Here is a 17,466-nt window from a genome sequence, read left to right on the forward strand (position 1 = left end):
CCCCGGTTGCATTAGCTAGGTTCGCTTAAGCACCTGCTAATTGCTGTTCCATGACCTGCCATTGCGCGGCCAGGTGCTCAGTAGGTAAGCGTTTAAAGTTAGAGCGAACAAACTGACTGATTTTACCGTCGGCATAACTTAGCAGCATATTTGCCAGAACGGCCTCATCGACAATAAACTTCTGCTGTTCCCGCATCGCTTTTTCACGCAGAACCTGCTTAATTGAGCTTTCAATACGATTAAACAAGTCTTCCATGCGACTGCGCAGGCGGTCATGTTCACCCATGAGTGCGTCGCCCGTCATAACTCGGGTAATGCCCGGGTTGCGTTCAGCGAAAGTCAGCAGTAGCTGTAAAATCATGTAGCAACGAGACAGCGTATTTTTTTCTTCATTCATAATGAGGTTTATACGCGTCAGCAGGGTGTCTTCCACAAACTCAATAAGGCCTTCAAACATTCGCGCCTTAGAAGGGAAGTGACGATACAAAGCGGCTTCGGAAACGCCGAGGTTAGCCGCCAACTTAGCGGTGGTAATACGCTGACCCGGGCTGGTTTCCAGCATTGCGGCCAAAGCCTGAAGTATTTCTTCGCGACGGTTGCGTTTTTGTTCTGCCATGAGTGGTTATTTCCTTATGTATGGACAGTTAAGAACGACCAGAGTGACCGAAACCACCTTCGCCACGGTCTGATTCTTCGAATTCGTCGACAATGTTCATGCTGGCTTGTACCACTGGCAGAATCACCAACTGGGCAATGCGGTCGCCCGGTTCCATGGTGTATGCCTTATTGCTGCGGTTCCAGCAGGATACTTTCAGCTCACCCTGATAGTCAGAATCGATAAGACCCACCAGGTTACCCAGGACCAAACCATGTTTATGACCGAGGCCTGAGCGCGGCAGAATAGTAGCAGCATAGCCCGGGTCACCAATGTACATAGCAATGCCGGTGCCAATGAGTTGGGTTTCGCCTGGCTCTATGGTCAGTGGCTCGTCTAAACAAGCACGCAAATCCATGCCGGCAGAGCCGCTGGTTTCATATTTAGGAAGAGGGATAGACTGACCGATACGTTCGTCGAGAATTTTAACGTCCACTTGCGTCATGAGTTGTTCACTTAGCTCCTGTTGGATGTATCAAAATAGCGCTTTGCAATAGCATCGATAATGGCAACAGCCATATCATGCTTGCTCATGGTTGGAAGTGACTGCTCACTGTCCTTGCTTAATATCAACGCACTGTTCTGGTCACTATTGAACCCCTGATGAGACTCACTGACGTCATTGGCGATGATCATTTGCAGTTGCTTACGCTGTAATTTGCTTAAGGCATTTTCTTTTAAGTTCTGGGTTTCTGCGGCAAAGCCTACGGTAAAAGGGGCGTTGGCAGACTGTGCCACCGTTTTTAAAATATCAGGGTTTTGCACCAGTGACAGTTTGGGTGGTTCACTGTTTTGTTCTTTCTTAATTTTATGTTCGGCGATGTCTTCTACGCGATAGTCGGAGACCGCGGCGCAGCCTATAAAAACATCGCAGTCTGTAAGCTGTTGTTGTACTGCTGTCAGCATTTGCTCAGCGGTTTCAACATCAATACGTTGCACGCCTTTCGGTGTGGCAAGCTGGGTGGGACCGGACACCAATACAACCTTTGCTCCGGCATTCGCAGCGGCCTGAGCTAACGCGTAGCCCATTTTCCCTGAGCTGTGGTTACTGATATAACGCACGGGGTCGATAGCTTCGCGCGTTGGGCCTGCGGTAATGACAAAGGTTTTACCCTGCCAGGTACAGGAAGCTGTAGAACCGTTGTCTGGCAACTTTTCGTTGAGTAGCGCTTTAACAATATCAGTGGGGTCGGTCATGCGACCATAGCCAATGTCGCCACAGGCTTGTTCACCGCTCTCAGGGCCGATAAAGGCAATACCGCGTTCGTGTAAAATGGAGACATTATTCTGCACTGCAGTTGCCGCCCACATTTGTTGGTTCATTGCTGGCGCAACGCAAACAGGTGCTTTACTGGCTAACACCAGCGTACTGAGCAGGTCGTCGGCAAAACCGTGGGTAATGCGGGCCAGAGTATTCGCCGTGGCCGGGGCTATAAGAATAAGGTCGGCCCATCGTGCCAGTTCAATATGGCCCATAGCGGCTTCTGCTGTGGGATCAAGCAAGTCATCGCTGACCGTAAAACCAGACACTGCTTGTAAGCTAAGTGGGGTTACAAAGGCTTTGGCACTCTCGGTCATGACACAGCGCACTACTGCACCTTGTTCACGCAATCGGCGCACCAGGTCAGGTGTTTTATAGGCTGCAATGCCGCCGGTAATACCCAAAAGAATGTTTTTGTTCTGCAGTTGTGTCATGCGAACCCCTCAATGTTAACTCATGTAAAGATAACACGAGACCCGGAAACACGGTAGATGCTCGTTATACTTATCCGCTGTTCAAACGAAGGAGAGAATAATGAGAGTCAAGGAGTGGCCAGTTGCTGAGCGTCCGCGCGAAAAATTGCAGTTACAGGGAGCGCAGTTTCTCAGTGACGCAGAATTACTAGCGGTATTACTGGGCAGTGGCCGACAAGGGCAGGATGTAGTGACTTTTGCGCGCAAGTTGCTGCACCATTTTAATGGCATTGGACCCTTACTCGTTGCCAGTCGGGAACAGCTGCTTGAATGTGATGGTATTGGACCCGCGCGGGTGAATCAATTGCAGGTCGTTATGGAATTGTCCCGGCGATATTTAAAATGGCAACTGGAACGCACCGACGGCTTTACAGAACCAAGCCTGGTCAAAGATTTTTTGACGTCGAAGTTAAGGCACCAGTGCCGTGAACTGTTCGTGATACTGCTACTTGATAGCCAACACCGGCTACTGCGTTATGAAGAACTATTTCAGGGGACTATTAACGCGGCGCCAGTGTACCCTCGGGAAGTGATTAAGCTGGTTATGAAGCACAATGCAGCGGCGGTTATCTTAGCGCATAATCATCCGTCGGGCGTGGCAGAGCCAAGCCAGGCGGACCAACGAGTGACCGAACGGGTGAAAAAAGCCCTGAATTTAATTGATGTTTCTTTGCTCGATCATTTCGTTATTGGGGCTGGCGCACCCATTTCGTTTGCCGAGCGTGGATTGTTGTAGTTTTATACTGGCAGTTTGGTGAAAAATCACGTAAAATCCGCCCGAACGATCGTTAAGGATCATATTTCCGTCGTATTAGCTTGATTAGAAGGGCAGTTTGCTGTATAAAATGCGCCCTCGGATTTATAGGCAAGGTCACGTTGGGCGACAGGCGAGCTTGCAGCAATTTTGGAGTAAAGACATGTCACAAGTATGCCAAGTTACAGGTAAGCGTCCGGTAGTCGGTAACAACCGCTCGCACGCACGCAATGCGACTAAACGTCGCTTTTTGCCGAACCTTCAATCGCACCGCTTTTGGGTAGAAAGCGAGAAGCGTTGGGTTAAGCTGCGCATTTCTACTAAAGGTATGCGTATCATCGATAAAAACGGTATCGACTCGGTATTAGCGGATCTCCGCGGCCGTGGTATCAAGGTGTAAGGAAAAGATATTATGCGCGATAAGATTCGTTTGGTGTCGTCTGCGGGTACTGGTTACTTCTACACGACAGACAAAAATAAACGCACCATGCCAGAAAAAATGGAAATCAAAAAGTACGACCCAGTGGTTCGTAAACACGTGATTTTCAAAGAAGCTAAAATCAAGTAATTGGTTTTATCGCTTACAAAAAACCCAGCTCCGGCTGGGTTTTTTATTGCCTGTTACTCAGCTATTTAGCGCGGTGGGTCAATAATACCGGAAACACTGGCATTAATACGGAACCAGCCGGTGACACTAAACCGGTCGCGTTTTGATGGCAGTACTTCATGCACAAATCGGTCACTTAAAAACACGACTAAGCGGCCTTGTTGGGGTAATACAGTCTCCAGCACTTCGCCTTTTGCGCCATATATCAGCAGTTGTCCGCCATCTTCTTCCCGCCATTCCGGGTTTAAATAAAATACCGTGGTGAGCACTCGGTTACTGCGCCCTTTAAAAGCGTCTAAGTGTTTTTTATAAAACGCGCCGTTTGGGTAGTGCGCCAGGTGGCATTCGTAATCGAACAAACCCATAAACAGCGACCGGTTAAATTCAACACGCAGCTGTTCCATAGTAGCGAGATAGTCAGCGTGTTCAGGCTGGTCCGGGGTTAGCCAGTAAATACGGTCGTTACGAACCATAGTGTTTATGGTTTGTGACTGCTGTCGGCCTATGCCAGCCATATTCCAATATTGTGCGGGCAGTTGCTGAGAGTAGTCATACAAAGCTTGTGACTGCTGCTTTGGCAGGAAATTATCGACAATGCAGTATCCGTTGTCGGCAACGCAGTCGATGATAGTAGGTAGCAGCATAGCGGTATGACCATATTCATTTTTTGTCGCGCGAAATATAGGGTATTCTTACCATAGCGACAAGCAAAAAATAACTCACTTGGGTGCTCTTTTATGAAGGTTAACGAAAAACGCAAACTCTTTGGCGTGACAATGACAAAACGAGCCTGGAACAATGTTCTGGTGTACGTCATTTTAATTATTATGTTTGTGTTTTGGTACGTAGCGCCGCCATTGAAAGAAACGAATGAAGCAGCGCCTGAGTCTGCGGAGCAAATGGGGTTGATTCCTGACAACGGCTCTTTGTCTGCCATAGAAATGCCCGATTTAACTCTACAACTGGCAAACAGCGAATGGCAGTGTGCAAACGACTGTCGCCTGACAAATCAGCAAATCAGTGGAGTGGTCAATAACTGGTTGTCGATAAAGATGACACCGGTTGATGTGCAGGCTACCGATAAAATTACCGATGTTTTACTGTCGTTTAATGACGGTAATACCGCCCGGGTAGAGTTGTATGCGTCGCCGTATTTAATTCTACGGTTACCGAACCAGCAGCAGAATTTTAAAATTGAGAATTTACACGTAAGTCAGTTATTAGGACGTTAGTACATGCCTGAATTACCAGAAGTTGAAGTCAGTCGGTTAGGCATATCGCCGCACATAGAAGGTCGCCAAATACGTCACGTTAATGTCCGTGATAGCCGTTTGCGTTGGCCTGTACCTGAGACAGTGAAAGAAGTTGAAGGGCAAACGCTGTTAAATGTTAAAAGGCGAGCGAAGTATTTGCTATTGGAGACCCATGCCGGCACCTTAATTCTGCATTTAGGTATGTCCGGAAAATTACGTGTGGTGCCTGTTGAAACGCCTTTTTACAAGCATGACCACATCAGTATTGAGTTCGACGATGGGCAGAGTTTGCGCTTGAACGACCCGCGTCGCTTTGGCGCCTTACTATTTACCAAAGAGCAGCCCGACGTTCATGATTTACTGAAACATTTAGGGCCCGAGCCTTTGACAGATGCGTTCCACGTAGACTACTTGTTCGAGCAGTCGCGCAAACGCACGCAACCGGTAAAGACCTTTATTATGGATAACCGAGTGGTGGTTGGCGTTGGTAATATCTACGCGAACGAAGCTCTGTTTAAAGCCGGTATTAATCCTAAACGCGCCGCCGGTAAGATCAGTAAACAGCGCTACGAGAAGTTAGTACCTATTATCAAAGACACTTTAGCGCAGGCAATAGAGCAGGGTGGCACGACACTTCGTGACTTCACCCAAGTAGACGGCGCGCCGGGCTACTTTGCACAAAAGCTTCAGGTATACGGCCGTGGTGGCAAATTGTGCATGGTTTGCAGTCAGCGCTTGAAAGAAATTCGGCTGGGTCAACGCAGTACTGTATATTGCACTACCTGCCAGCGCTAACGCTGCGTAAACTCAGTGAGTATACGGGAGAAGTCGCCTGGCTCTGATAAAAACGGTGCGTGCGAGCTTTTATTAAACGTGAACGATGCCGACTGCGGCGCCAGTGCGTCAATGTTTGTGATGGCGCGCTCCGGCACTAAGCTGTCCAGGCGACCATAAAGCCGTAAAAAAGGTACCTCTATATTGGCGAGCTGTTCGCGAAGGTCGCACTCTTGCAGCAGCTTTAATGTTTCTTTAAGCACTTTCTGACCCGGTGTTGGTTTACTAAAAATAAGCTCTCTTACTAATTTTATTTGTGCTTTGGCGTCGCTACTGCCCATTGCCTGTATTGCCAAAAAACGCTCTATGGTTTTGCGAAAGTCGGAATCGAGCTGGCGCTGAAACTGCTCAAGAACATTAGACTTTATACCTGGCCAGCTGTCCGATTCAACAAAGTGTGGGGAAGATGCCACGGTTGTCAGCGACAACGTTCTATTTGGATGCTTCAGGGCAAACTGTGTAGCAACTAAGCCACCCAGTGACCAGCCCATAACATGGCACTTTTCAGGCAATGCAGGCGCTATTGCGTCGACTAAAATCTCTAAATTAACCGCTTCTTCGAACGGCCATGAGGAGTCACCAAAGCCCGGTAAGTCAACAGAGTACACCCTGTGCTTATCACTTAAGGAAGGAATAACCGGCTGCCATATGTTCGAGTTCATTCCCCAGCCATGGATTACAACTAAAGGCGTTCCTGCCCCGTGGCACTGAATAGATAGACTCACTATACTTCCTCAACGTTAATAGCAAACGGTTAACTGCGCTTATGCTAGCGTTTTTAAGAGATATCGCCAACCAGTTTGGTCGCGGCAAGTGTTGGAGTTGTGGTACGAACCAAGCTGGCAATAGCGGCTTTTGCGGCTACTGTGAGCTGGCGTTACCTCGCTGGTATCCAGCTTGTTGTCAGCACTTGGCAGACTTAAGTCATGCATTAACCGAGCAGCAGTGTCGCTATTGGTTTGCCAGCCTGCGCTGGGAGCCTCAAACCCGCCAACTGATGCAACTTTATAAGTTTCAGTATCGATCTGAGTTGTCTTCAGTGTTCGCCCGAATTCTGGCGGCGCATATCACCTTGTGTTATCAGGGCAAGCCGCTGCCGGACTCTATTGTCGCTATGCCCATGACCGAAGCTTCCTGGCATAAGCGCGGCTTTCATCAAACAGCGCTTGTTGCGCGTGAAGTCGCTGGCTTATTGAATGTTAGGTATGTATCTAATGCGCTTAGAGTCGTGCGAAAAAAGCCGATGCAGCATTTAACCAGTAAACGAGAGCGTTGGCATAACAGCCATAAAAGTCAGTTGGCCCTGGGTGATTTTAACGGACAGTCAGTTGCGGTACTTGATGACGTTATTACCACCGGAGCGACGGTAATGGCAGCGGCAGATGCGCTTTATAGAAAAGGGGCAAAATATGTTGACGCATGGGCTATTGCTTATAATCAGGGTGACTAGAAAGTGAGTGGGATGTCAGGTACACTATACCCTAGTAATTTACTCAGGTATAAGCCGTGAGGTAACCAGTTTATGATTCGTATTTCAGAAGCCGCGCAGTCGCATTTTCAAAAGCTATTGGCAGAACAACCAGAGGGCACCAACATTCGTGTGTTTGTGGTCAATCCGGGTATGCCAAACGCAGAATGCGGTGTTTCTTATTGTCCACCAGACGCAGTTGAACCAGACGATGAGCGCTTGCCATTTAACGGTTTCGACGCGGTAGTCGACTCGGGTAGCGCACCGTTTCTTGAAGACGCAGCCATTGACTTTGAAGAGCAGGAACTAGGCTCTCAATTGACGTTGAAAGCGCCCAACGCAAAAGCGCGCAAAGTAGCTGACGACGCGCCGTTAGTAGACCGTGTTGAGTATGTCATTCAGGTGGAAATTAATCCGCAGCTAGCAAACCACGGTGGTCAGGTTATGGTCACTGAGATTACCGATGACGGTGTCGCGATACTTCAATTCGGCGGCGGTTGTAATGGTTGCAGCATGATAGACGTGACACTTAAAAATGGTATTGAGAAAGAGTTGCTGGAGCGCTTCCCGGATGAAATTACCGGTGTACGCGATGTTACCGAACATGAGCACGGTGAGCACTCTTACTACTAGTTCGCCATAACCAAATAGCCTGGGTAACACCACGCATGAATAAAAAGCCGCTGAGAGCCAACCACAAACCGTGGTTCTCCAGCGGCAATCCTAACCACCACAACGGCATAAAACCGATTAAAGCGGATAGCAGCATGGTATTGCGCATCCCTTTGCTCATCGATAATCCAATAAATACCCCGTCAAACCAATAACTCCAGTGCGCGATAATCGGCATAAGAATTATCCATGGAAGATAGTTCATGGCGGTATTCACGACTTCAGGAATGTCTGTAATTAAACGAACGATTTGCTCACCGGCAATGGCAAACACTAAGGTGTAACTGACGGCAAATAATGACGACCAAAGCAGGGTTATTTTGCACCAGTAGCGAATTTTATCGGGCTTTTTCTGGCCTTTTGCAGCTCCGGCTAGCGCCTCGACCGCATAAGCAATACCATCTAACCCCAAAGATATCAGCATTAAAAACTGCATGAGAACCGCGTTAACCGCTACCAATGTACTGCCGTAACGAGTTGCGTAACCAGTCATAGTCGCCATACACAGCTGTAAAACCAAACTCCGAACAAAGATGTTACCGTTAACACCAAGAAAGCGCCTTAGTGCCTGTCCGCTAATAGCGAAATGCGGCAGTGACCATTGCAGCGCCCGGGCGGTCCAGTAGAAGCCAATAATCGCGGTGACCCACTCAGCTATCAGCGACGCCCAGGCCGCACCTTTCACGTTGAGGTCGAGGCCGATAATCAGCACAACGTCCATCACCACGTTAACGGCGTTAGTGATAATAACCAACAACATGGCTTTGCGGCTATTTTGGCGGCCCAGTAGCACACCTAAAGCTACCAACGTCATAAGGGCGGCAGGGGCTGACCATAAACGAATACTAATGTACTCGCGGGCGTAGGGTTCTAATTCAGCCGAAGGTGCGACAACCCACATGGCGGCGTCGTTAATCCAGGGGCTGGCAAAGGCAATAACCAAACCCAGAATGACTGCAATAATGACACCATTGTTGAAATGCTGGCGCTGTGCACTCAAGTCTTTAGCCCCATAAGACTGCGCTATATAGCCCGTGGTCGCCATACGCAGGAACACAGCCAGCAAATAAATAAAGCTGACGACCATGGCACCGACGGCAACCGCCGATAAGTAGATAGCGTCTGGCAAATGCCCTATGATGGCAGTATCAACCAAGCCGAGAAGTGGCGCAGCGATATTGGACACAATCATAGGCAGTGCAATGGCAAAGACATGCCTGTGGTCAACGGTTGGAAACCCCAAAAACGTTCGCATAAACTTTTCGTGACTTTTTAAAGTATTAATTCAAGTACTTATACTGTATCAGGAGTGACTATGAAGGTGTTGAACAAATTACTGGCGGGCAGTTGCGCAGTATTAAGCTTAGGCTGCTCATCAGAAAGCTTGGCGGCCAATGATAGTGTCGTTGTTTTGCAGTACCACCACGTTAGCGACAGTACGCCGGCGGTCACTTCTATTGATCCTGACACGTTTAAAGCGCACTTGGACTACTTAAAAGACAATAATTTTAACGTCATTGATATTAAGCAGGCGCAAGAAGCCATTGAGGGTAACGGGGAGTTACCTGAAAAAGCGGTTGTTATTACGTTCGATGACGGTTACCAAAATGTGTATGAAAACGCGGCTGACTTGCTAGAGCAATATGAAATGCCATATACCGTTTTTGTGAACCCGGACTTAATGGCTAAGCACCAAGGTCATTATATGGGCTGGGAGGAGCTGAAAGATTTGGAAGCTCGAGGTGCTCGCATTGCTAACCACGGTCAGACTCACGCACACTTAATTCGCCGTGAGCCCGATGAAACCAAAGAGCAGTGGGTTGAGCGCATGCATTACGATGTCGTCAGCGCACAAGAGGCTATCGATGAAAACTTAGGAGAGCAGGAAAAGTATTTCGCGTACCCATATGGAGAGTACGATAACGAACTCAGAGTGCTGCTCGATGACTGGGGCTTTCTGGCATTTGCTCAGCACTCTGGGCCTTGGTCGGAGTGGAGCGAAGAAACTGCGATTACTCGTTTCCCGGCATCGGGTATTTATGCCAACTTAGACACCCTAAAGACAAAGCTACGCTCCAAGGCGATGCCGGTGGTCAGTTACACACCTGAAGAGCCATTGCTCGATTATGAAAACACGCAACCGACACTGGAGGTTACTCTAACGGGTGATGGAGCGTTAAAAGATGTGCGCACGAATCAGCTACGGTGTTTCTCAGGTGGCCAGGTGTTAGAGCCGGAATGGCACAGTGACACGCGTTTTACCGTAGAAGTAACCACTGACTTACCGGTGGGTCGTTCGCGTGTTAATTGCACCGCGCCCAGTGCGTCGGAGTCGCGTTACTATTGGTATTCAATAGCGCTTATTCGTCCCGACGCACAAGGCTCCTGGCCCGACTGAGCTAGTCAGCGATAATTGAAAAGTCGCGTTTTAGCTGTTCCATGTCGACCACAGGTATTTCCCCACGCTTGTGGTCGGCATTGAAAATAGCTTTGCGGTGTCCATCGGGGTTCACCAAAATAATGGCGGCACTGTGATTCACCAGGTAATTCTCTTCACCTTCTTCCGGTATGGAGTACATTAGCCCCAAGTCGCGTACGAAGGGAAACAGCGACTTATGTTCAGCGCGCACACCGACAAAATTGTCGCCGAAATAGCCAACGTATTCTTGAAGTCGCTCTATATTGTCACGTTTAGGGTCTACCGAAATCATCCAGACTTTCACAGGTTCATCGGCACTGTTTTGCAACTCAGGCAGTGCCTGCTTCATGTCTGACATGGTGGTCGGACAGATATCAGGGCAAAAGGTGTAGCCGGTGAACAGCAAGGTCCACTGGCCTTTCAGCGCGTCGTTTGAAACTTCCCCGTCATTAGTGCTGGTTAAGGTAAAAGGCTTCAGTGCGCGAGGCGGCTCGTATATAAGCGCTTCGGGTTTCGCCTGTGGTAAGTTGCTATACACCAACCAGCCGGCAATTAACGCAATAACAGCAACAATGACGGTAATGAAACGACTCATAAGTTACCCTATACGTAGTGATCAACCAGCAAAATAACGAACAGCAGCATCAGGTGCCAAATAGAAAAGGCAAACATGTTAAAGGCTGTTTTCTTATTCGGCGCGTATTTCAGTTTCCACGCATAAGCCAGGAATATAGCGTTCAGCGCTGTAACACCCACCAGGTAAATCATACCGGTCATGCCAATAAGGAATGGCATAAGACAAACCACGCCCAGCAAAATGGTATACAGGAAAATACAGGTCTTAGTGAACTCGATACCATGAGTTACTGGTAACATCGGAATTTCTGCCCGTGCGTAATCTTTGGCACGATGTACAGCTAGCGCCCAGAAATGTGGTGGCGTCCAGGTGAAAATAATCATTACCAACAGAATAGGGAAGGCCGATATTTCATTGGTAACCGAGGTCCAACCCAACAGCGGCGGTGCGGCTCCTGCCAAGCCACCAATGACGATATTCTGCGGTGTCGCACGCTTCAAAAACATGGTGTAAATAAAGGCGTAGCCGACCATAGACGCAAAGGTTAACCAAGCAGTTAACGGATTTACCCAAGCGTACAAGGTGACAAAACCGATAACACCGATAGTGGTCGCAAAAGTGATGACTTTAGCGGGCGATAAATTCCCCTGAGGCAGCGGACGACGAAGCGTTCGAGCCATTTTTGCGTCTATGTGGCGATCGACCAAGTGGTTAACCGCTGCGGCAGCAGCAGACATTAAGCCGATACCGGTTAAGGCAGGCACTAATACCGACAGAGAAACAAGCTGCTCAGTGGCCAGGCACATGCCAACAACGGCAGTGAGCAGTAATAACGCGACGACACGAGGTTTAGTTAACTCAAGGTAGTCTCGCCAATGTGCGTTGCGCGTTTTTGTTATTTGTTTTGTGGCAACGGATTGCATAACTACAACTCCTTACGCTTTTCTGGACAGGTTGTAATTCAACCCGACCAAAGACAGCAGCAATAATGCCCCAACGGCATTGTGAGCTACCGCATTCCAAAGCGGTAATTGAAAGACTACGTTACTAATACCCAGCGCAATTTGCAAAACTAATAACAAGCCTATAACAGATAGCTTACTGCGGAAAAATTGAGACTTCGCTTTGCGCCAACATTTGAACAGTAACGTGCACAACACTAAGAAGGTCACAATAGCGCCTATACGGTGAATAACATGCATGGTCATGCGGTCATCATAGTCGTGAGCACCAAACTGGTAGGTGTCGGCTTCCGGAATACTGAAGGCGCCGGCAAAGTCTAAGTTTGACGTCCAGTCGCCCTCACAAAATGGCAGCTCGGTACAGGCAACAGCGGCGTAGTTGGCTGCGACCCAACCGCCCAGGGCTATTTGTCCAATAACGACTAGCATCGCAAAAAATGCCAGGCCCCGGTAACGTCGAAGTTCGGGGTCGCCGCCTGCTAACCGGAAGTCGGACAGCCTCAGTGACAGCAGGTAAAGTAGTGATATGACCGAGAACCCTCCCAGCAAATGGCCCATGACTATCAGCGGTTGTAAGTTCATAGTCACAGTCCACATACCCAGTGCGGCCTGGAAAATGACCAGGCCTAGCAGCAGTGTCGGCAATTTCACTGGTGTTGGGTAGTGGCTAGGTTTGCGGCTTCTTACCCAGGAGGCAGCAGCAATCACCAGAATAAGAATGCCAAGTGTGCCCGCGAAATATCGGTGGATCATCTCATTCCAGGCTTTGTCCTGTTCAACCGGGGCGTCCGGGAAGCGAAGCTCCGCCTGCATAATATGCTCTTCCTGCGAAGGCACTTTCAAAAAACCGTAGCAGCCCGGCCAGTCCGGGCAACCGAGGCCCGCCTCAGTCAGGCGAGTAAAAGCGCCCAGAACAATAACAACAAAGGCAAAAAATACGCTAATTTTAACCAGAGTTCTCATCTGCTAAGCTCCTTATCCAATTCGACTGAGCTTAAGCAGCTTGCGAAGATCAGCCAGTACGTTTTTACCTTCTTTAATCATCGCTTCTTTGTCGCTATGTGTTGGGTAGTACAGCATAACGTTGTGCATAGGGTCGATGATGAACAGCGTATTGGCGGGTAAATTATGAAGCTCGCGAATGATAGCCGGCGCTGTTATTGGAGTTATTTGCGGCGCATCACGCTCATAATCTGAAAGCTGGTCATTGTTGTCGTGAAAAGTGACCGGAGTTAAGCGATCGGTGTCCTTGCCAATGGCTACATCAACCTGATTCATGACGTAGAGAGCATTTTTGCAGGTTTGGTCGCAGTTTTCGGGAGGTATATAGCCCAGTTTCCAGCCTTCCGGCAGTGTATCGACTTCTGAACTCAGCGTAACAGGCGGCTGTAGTAAGGTGCCTTTGTTGGTGCCTGCTTCATACCAGTTCTGCGACAAAATAACCCAGGCGGCTATGACTGGTAATAGGAATAACGCAAACACCGTTAAAATAGCTTTTCTTGAGCGATTTGGGGAGCTCATTGGGTCTCCTCTTCTTTTTTTGATTGTTTGTTAAGTTTTATAACAGCAATTACGAAAATCACCAAACATGCGACCGCAAGAGAGAACCATTGTGTCGCATATCCATAATGTTTTTCTGGTTTCATGACTTGTGGTTCCCAGTCTCGTTGCCAGCCGATATTTTCTGGGGTTTCAAGCAGTAGCAGGTGAGAGCGGGGTGTCAGGTTGAACTCCTGAGAAAGTGCATTTGGTGTCGCTTCCTGAATACGAACGGAATCATTATCTGTGGCGTATTCGAAGGAATTTTGGGTTAGCTCGTTTGAATTTGGAAAATACAGATAGGCGGTGAGTGTTAGCTTGCCGTGAGGTAACTCAATCTCGGGAATGTCGCTGCGTAATGTGGGCGCCGGAATCCAGCCTAAATTAACCAGTTGTACTGTCAGTTCGGGCGAGTCTGGTTGAAAAAAGCCCAACACATTGTAGCCAACAGTTCCGTCCTGAATTTTATTATCCAGTAATAACACCGGTGCCGGCTGAAATTCGCCGCTGACTGACACATAAGTAAACCGGTGCTTATCTGCGTTTAAGTCTTTGATAGAGCTTAAAGGCCGAGCTTCATTAGTTTGTTGAGACTCGTAGTCGGTAAACAGCTGCTGTTTTTCCTCAGCTCTGTCTAACTGCCAAAAGCCAAGCTTGACCAACACCCCAATTGCCAGCAAAGTAATGATTGTTGCAACAAGAGGAATTTTTATGTTGGTCGTTTTTAAGGTCATTATTGTTCTACTGCTCGTGTATATGGTGGTGAATTTGTTTCGCGCATTATTTTCGATGCTGCGTAACGATCCCAACAAACCACCGATGTCTCATTATTTGGGAAAACGAGTGGGAATAGCCGCTATTATTTTAATTGCATTAATAGCGGCCACTTACGGCGGCTTTTTGCCGTTAAATCCACGCCCCTATTAAACGGGGCGCTTTTCTTACAGTACGTAAACCACCACGAATAAACATAACCAAACCACATCAACAAAGTGCCAGTACCAGCTCGTGGCCTGGAATGCGAAGTGATTATCCGGTGTGAAGTGGCCTTTCAGGACCCGCAGGAACATAATAATGAGCATGACGGTACCTAAGGTCACGTGCAGACCGTGGAAGCCGGTAAGCATATAGAAGGTATTACCGTAAATGCCTGAGTCCAGGGTGAGTCCAAGGTCTTTGTATGCGTGTACGTATTCCGCACCTTGCAGGTACAGGAAGATTAGACCAAGAATAATGGTCACACCCAGCATGCCGGTCAGTTGCTTACGCTTTCCTTGCTCAAGGCCTGTGTGCGCAAAGTGACAGGTCACCGAGCTAATTAACAGAATGATGGTGTTAATAGCCGGCAGGCCGTACCAACCCATTGCCTGTGTTTCTGTGCCGCCCGGCGTATTCACCAATGGCCAGTGTGCGACAAATTCCGGCCAAAGCACTTCATTGGTCATTGCGTTATTACTGTCACCGCCTAGCCATTGAACGGCGATAACACGGGCATAAAACAAGGCACCAAAGAAGGCGGCGAAGAACATAACCTCTGAGAAAATAAACCAGCTCATGCCTTGCTTGTAAGAAACGCCTAACTGGTCGCTGTACAAACCTTTCATCGACTCGTGAATTTGGTCGCGGAACCAGCCAAAAAGCATAACCGCCATGACAACAAGCCCGGCAATAAGTACGGTGCTGCCGTAGCCGTCTTGTTCTTTCGATATATCAATAACGGTGTGGCCTGCGCCCCACGCAATAAGTCCCAGGCCGATAGCGCCGACTATCGGCCAAGGGCTGGAAGCAGGAACATAATAACTTTGTTGTTCTGCCATAACGTCTTTCCTTATTCTGTTTTTAATAACTGAGCCATTCGCTCAGCGGACGTATTGGCTGTCATATCGTACAGCGTGTATGACAGGGTAAAGGTTGTAATATGGTCTGGAATGTCCGGATCGACATAAAATTGCATAGGCATTTCCGTATCTGAGTTAGCTGCCAGCGGCTGCTGATTAAAGCAGAAGCATTCCACTTTATTCAAATAGAGAGAGGCCTCAGCCGGCGCTACAGATGGAATTGCCTGGGCAACCATATCGGACTCGGTTGGGTTTGCTGCCAGGAAATTAACCACTTTCGTTTCGCCTGGATGAATACGAACCTCTTTTACTGACGGCTCGAACTTCCAGGGAATGCCTTTAGCATTACGCGTAAGGAACTGAACCTTGATAGTACGTGATTCGTCTACCTCGACCATTTCATAAGTCGCAGCTTCATTACTGGTACGGCCGTTGAAGCCAGTCACTTCACAGAACACGTCATACAACGGCACCAGTGCGAACCCAAACGCAAACATCCCAGCGACTGTCAGTAACAGTCGCTTAACCAGAATGCTGTTATTCGGACGTTCTTCAGACATAGGTCTTAATCCACTTTCGGTGGTTTTTCAAAGGTGTGATACGGAGCCGGAGAAGGTACTGTCCATTCCAGGCCTTCCGCGCCTTCCCACGGCTTAGCTTCTGCTTTTTCGCCGCCTTTCACACATTTGATAACTACCCACAAGAAAATCAGCTGCGACAGACCGAACGCAAAACCACCAATACTGGTAATTTGGTTCACATCCGCAAACTGAGTCGCATAGTCAGGAATACGACGAGGCATACCGGCCAGTCCCGCAAAATGCATTGGGAAGAACAGTACGTTCACTGAAATGACTGATGCCCAGAAGTGGGTTTTCGCCAATGTCGAGTCGTACATGTGGCCTGTCCACTTCGGTAACCAGTAATAAGCCGCTGCCATAATCGAGAAAATAGCACCGGACACCAATACATAGTGGAAGTGTGCAACCACAAAGTAAGTATCGTGATACTGGAAGTCGACCGGTGTAATTGCCAACATAAGCCCAGAGAACCCACCAATGGTGAACAGAATGACAAAGGCTAGCGCAAATAGCATAGGCGTCTCGAATGTCATCGAGCCTTTCCACATAGTGGCAACCCAGTTAAAGACTTTCACCCCGGTTGGCACCGCTATGAGCATGGTGCAGTACATAAAGAACAGCTCTGCGAAGACCGGCATACCGGTGGTAAACATGTGGTGAGCCCACACCAGGAATGACAGTAACGCAATGGCGGCGGTTGCATACACCATCGACGAGTAGCCAAACAGCCGTTTTCGCGTAAACGCGGGAATAATTGCCGAGATAATACCAAAGGACGGTAGAATCATGATGTAGACTTCAGGATGCCCGAAGAACCAGAAAATATGCTGGAACATAACCGGGTCACCACCGCCTGCGGCATCGAAGAAGCTAGTACCAAAGTATTTATCGGTCAATACCATGGTGACTGCCCCTGCCAATACTGGCATAACTGCAATTAGCAGGAATGCGGTAATTAACCAAGTCCAGACAAACAGCGGCATTTTCATGTAGTTCATACCAGGCGCGCGCATGTTCATTATGGTCACAATGACGTTAATAGCACCCATAATGGATGAAATACCCATAATGTGAACCGAGAACACGAACAGTGCGGTAGAGTCTGAACTGTAAGTGGTTGAAAGCGGCGCGTAGAATGTCCAACCGAAGGCAGGACCGCCACCTTCCATGAACAAAGAGCCCAGCAGAATAATGAAAGCAAATGGAAGAATCCAGAAGCTCCAGTTATTCATACGAGGCAATGCCATGTCCGGCGCCCCAATCATCATTGGAATCATCCAGTTAGCCAAGCCGGTAAAGGCAGGCATAACAGCACCAAAGACCATAATAAGGCCGTGCACCGTGGTCATTTGGTTAAAGAAATGCGGATCAACCAGTTGCAGACCCGGCTGGAAAAGTTCCGCGCGGATAACCATAGCCATGGCACCGCCGGTTAAAAACATAATAAAACTGAACCATAAATACATTGAACCAATGTCTTTATGGTTGGTTGTAAATAGCCAGCGACCAATACCAGACGGCTTATGATCGTGGTGTGCGTCGTGATGGTTTGCTTCGACTGCTGTGCTCATCA

The 17,466-nt window shown here is 48.5% G+C and carries 23 protein-coding genes; 9 read left to right on the forward strand and 14 right to left on the reverse strand.

All coding sequences use genetic code 11. The features are described from left to right. Positions 1-25: 25 nt before the first annotated feature. The 3 genes from slmA to coaBC are packed head-to-tail and all read right to left on the reverse strand — an operon-like array spanning position 26 to position 2,350. A complete protein-coding gene (gene slmA / locus UM402_RS01315; protein WP_053953203.1) occupies positions 26-616 on the reverse strand; it encodes a nucleoid occlusion factor SlmA in 591 nt (196 codons plus the stop codon). A 28-nt stretch (positions 617-644) separates the two neighbouring features. After that, positions 645-1,100, reverse strand: a complete 456-nt coding sequence (gene dut / locus UM402_RS01320) for a dUTP diphosphatase (protein ID WP_053953202.1) — start codon at positions 1,098-1,100, stop codon at positions 645-647. 11 nt (positions 1,101-1,111) lie between these two features. Then, positions 1,112-2,350, reverse strand: a complete 1,239-nt coding sequence (gene coaBC / locus UM402_RS01325; RefSeq protein WP_058576610.1) for a bifunctional phosphopantothenoylcysteine decarboxylase/phosphopantothenate--cysteine ligase CoaBC — start codon at positions 2,348-2,350, stop codon at positions 1,112-1,114. Positions 2,351-2,450: 100 nt separating this feature from the next. Here coaBC and radC point away from each other — a divergent pair, with 100 nt between their 5' ends. The 3 genes from radC (at position 2,451) to rpmG (ending at position 3,711) form a co-directional block, all read left to right on the forward strand. Continuing rightward, positions 2,451-3,125: a RadC family protein gene (gene radC, locus UM402_RS01330; protein WP_053953200.1), complete on the forward strand. Its 675-nt coding sequence runs from the start codon at positions 2,451-2,453 to the stop codon at positions 3,123-3,125. 181 nt (positions 3,126-3,306) lie between these two features. Beyond that, positions 3,307-3,543, forward strand: a complete 237-nt coding sequence (gene rpmB / locus UM402_RS01335) for a 50S ribosomal protein L28 (protein ID WP_053953199.1) — start codon at positions 3,307-3,309, stop codon at positions 3,541-3,543. Between the two features lie 12 nt (positions 3,544-3,555). After that, positions 3,556-3,711, forward strand: coding sequence for a 50S ribosomal protein L33 (gene rpmG / locus UM402_RS01340; protein WP_008489399.1), 156 nt, complete (start codon positions 3,556-3,558; stop codon positions 3,709-3,711). 65 nt (positions 3,712-3,776) lie between these two features. On the opposite strand, the gene UM402_RS01345 is transcribed toward rpmG, so the two are convergent. After that, the gene (locus UM402_RS01345) at positions 3,777-4,394 is read right to left on the reverse strand and encodes a 2OG-Fe(II) oxygenase (protein WP_058576611.1); all 618 of its coding nucleotides are present in this window, start codon (positions 4,392-4,394) and stop codon (positions 3,777-3,779) included. Positions 4,395-4,487: 93 nt separating this feature from the next. Between UM402_RS01345 and UM402_RS01350 the strand changes: the two genes are divergently transcribed. Together UM402_RS01350 and mutM are read left to right on the forward strand one after the other, a co-directional pair. Continuing rightward, positions 4,488-4,982, forward strand: a complete 495-nt coding sequence (locus UM402_RS01350; RefSeq protein ID WP_053953197.1) for a hypothetical protein — start codon at positions 4,488-4,490, stop codon at positions 4,980-4,982. 3 nt (positions 4,983-4,985) lie between these two features. Beyond that, the gene (gene mutM / locus UM402_RS01355; RefSeq protein ID WP_058576612.1) at positions 4,986-5,798 is read left to right on the forward strand and encodes a bifunctional DNA-formamidopyrimidine glycosylase/DNA-(apurinic or apyrimidinic site) lyase; all 813 of its coding nucleotides are present in this window, start codon (positions 4,986-4,988) and stop codon (positions 5,796-5,798) included. On the opposite strand, the gene bioH is transcribed toward mutM, so the two are convergent. Next, positions 5,795-6,562 (reverse strand): pimeloyl-ACP methyl ester esterase BioH, encoded by a 768-nt coding sequence (bioH, locus tag UM402_RS01360; protein ID WP_058576613.1) that lies wholly within the window; start codon positions 6,560-6,562, stop codon positions 5,795-5,797. The two genes, mutM and bioH, sit on opposite strands and share 4 nt — an antisense overlap. A 41-nt stretch (positions 6,563-6,603) precedes the next feature. Between bioH and UM402_RS01365 the strand changes: the two genes are divergently transcribed. Together UM402_RS01365 and nfuA are read left to right on the forward strand one after the other, a co-directional pair. Beyond that, positions 6,604-7,287 (forward strand): ComF family protein, encoded by a 684-nt coding sequence (locus UM402_RS01365; RefSeq protein WP_058576614.1) that lies wholly within the window; start codon positions 6,604-6,606, stop codon positions 7,285-7,287. 72 nt (positions 7,288-7,359) lie between these two features. Further along, the gene (nfuA, locus tag UM402_RS01370; protein WP_058576615.1) at positions 7,360-7,938 is read left to right on the forward strand and encodes a Fe-S biogenesis protein NfuA; all 579 of its coding nucleotides are present in this window, start codon (positions 7,360-7,362) and stop codon (positions 7,936-7,938) included. Here the strand turns inward: nfuA and UM402_RS01375 are convergent. Next, a complete protein-coding gene (locus UM402_RS01375) occupies positions 7,901-9,232 on the reverse strand; it encodes an MATE family efflux transporter (protein WP_058576616.1) in 1,332 nt (443 codons plus the stop codon). The genes nfuA and UM402_RS01375 overlap by 38 nt on opposite strands. A 60-nt stretch (positions 9,233-9,292) precedes the next feature. On the opposite strand from UM402_RS01375, the gene UM402_RS01380 reads away from it, so the two are divergent. After that, positions 9,293-10,375 (forward strand): polysaccharide deacetylase family protein, encoded by a 1,083-nt coding sequence (locus tag UM402_RS01380; protein WP_058576617.1) that lies wholly within the window; start codon positions 9,293-9,295, stop codon positions 10,373-10,375. Position 10,376: 1 nt separating this feature from the next. Here UM402_RS01380 and UM402_RS01385 read toward each other — a convergent pair whose 3' ends face one another. From UM402_RS01385 to UM402_RS01405, 5 genes are read right to left on the reverse strand one after another with little or no spacing between them, the layout of a single operon-like run. Further along, positions 10,377-10,991, reverse strand: a complete 615-nt coding sequence (locus tag UM402_RS01385; RefSeq protein WP_058576618.1) for an SCO family protein — start codon at positions 10,989-10,991, stop codon at positions 10,377-10,379. Positions 10,992-10,999: 8 nt separating this feature from the next. Beyond that, on the reverse strand, positions 11,000-11,896 hold the full coding sequence (gene cyoE, locus UM402_RS01390; RefSeq protein ID WP_053953189.1) for a heme o synthase: 897 nt from the start codon (positions 11,894-11,896) through the stop codon (positions 11,000-11,002). Between the two features lie 12 nt (positions 11,897-11,908). Then, positions 11,909-12,898, reverse strand: a complete 990-nt coding sequence (locus UM402_RS01395) for a COX15/CtaA family protein (RefSeq protein WP_058576619.1) — start codon at positions 12,896-12,898, stop codon at positions 11,909-11,911. 12 nt (positions 12,899-12,910) lie between these two features. Further along, positions 12,911-13,456: a hypothetical protein gene (locus UM402_RS01400; RefSeq protein ID WP_053953187.1), complete on the reverse strand. Its 546-nt coding sequence runs from the start codon at positions 13,454-13,456 to the stop codon at positions 12,911-12,913. Continuing rightward, on the reverse strand, positions 13,453-14,208 hold the full coding sequence (locus tag UM402_RS01405; protein WP_058576620.1) for an SURF1 family protein: 756 nt from the start codon (positions 14,206-14,208) through the stop codon (positions 13,453-13,455). Before UM402_RS01405 ends, UM402_RS01400 begins: the two co-directional genes overlap by 4 nt. On the opposite strand from UM402_RS01405, the gene UM402_RS01410 reads away from it, so the two are divergent. Then, positions 14,186-14,401 carry a DUF2909 domain-containing protein gene (locus tag UM402_RS01410; RefSeq protein WP_058576621.1) on the forward strand — a complete coding sequence of 72 codons (216 nt, stop codon included), beginning with the start codon at positions 14,186-14,188 and terminating at the stop codon, positions 14,399-14,401. The two genes, UM402_RS01405 and UM402_RS01410, sit on opposite strands and share 23 nt — an antisense overlap. Before the next feature lie 14 nt (positions 14,402-14,415). On the opposite strand, the gene UM402_RS01415 is transcribed toward UM402_RS01410, so the two are convergent. Genes UM402_RS01415 through ctaD form a run of 3 tightly spaced genes read right to left on the reverse strand, consistent with a single transcriptional unit; the run spans position 14,416 to position 17,464 of the window. After that, positions 14,416-15,291 carry a cytochrome c oxidase subunit 3 gene (locus UM402_RS01415; RefSeq protein ID WP_058576622.1) on the reverse strand — a complete coding sequence of 292 codons (876 nt, stop codon included), beginning with the start codon at positions 15,289-15,291 and terminating at the stop codon, positions 14,416-14,418. A gap of 11 nt (positions 15,292-15,302) precedes the next feature. Next, a complete protein-coding gene (locus tag UM402_RS01420; RefSeq protein ID WP_058576623.1) occupies positions 15,303-15,872 on the reverse strand; it encodes a cytochrome c oxidase assembly protein in 570 nt (189 codons plus the stop codon). A gap of 5 nt (positions 15,873-15,877) precedes the next feature. Then, entirely contained in the window at positions 15,878-17,464 is a 1,587-nt protein-coding gene (gene ctaD / locus UM402_RS01425; protein ID WP_058576624.1) for a cytochrome c oxidase subunit I, read from the reverse strand. Positions 17,465-17,466: the final 2 nt, after the last annotated feature.

It is taken from the genome of Idiomarina sp. OXR-189 (assembly GCF_034373425.1).
Taxonomy (GTDB): Bacteria; Pseudomonadota; Gammaproteobacteria; order Enterobacterales; family Alteromonadaceae; genus Idiomarina; species Idiomarina zobellii.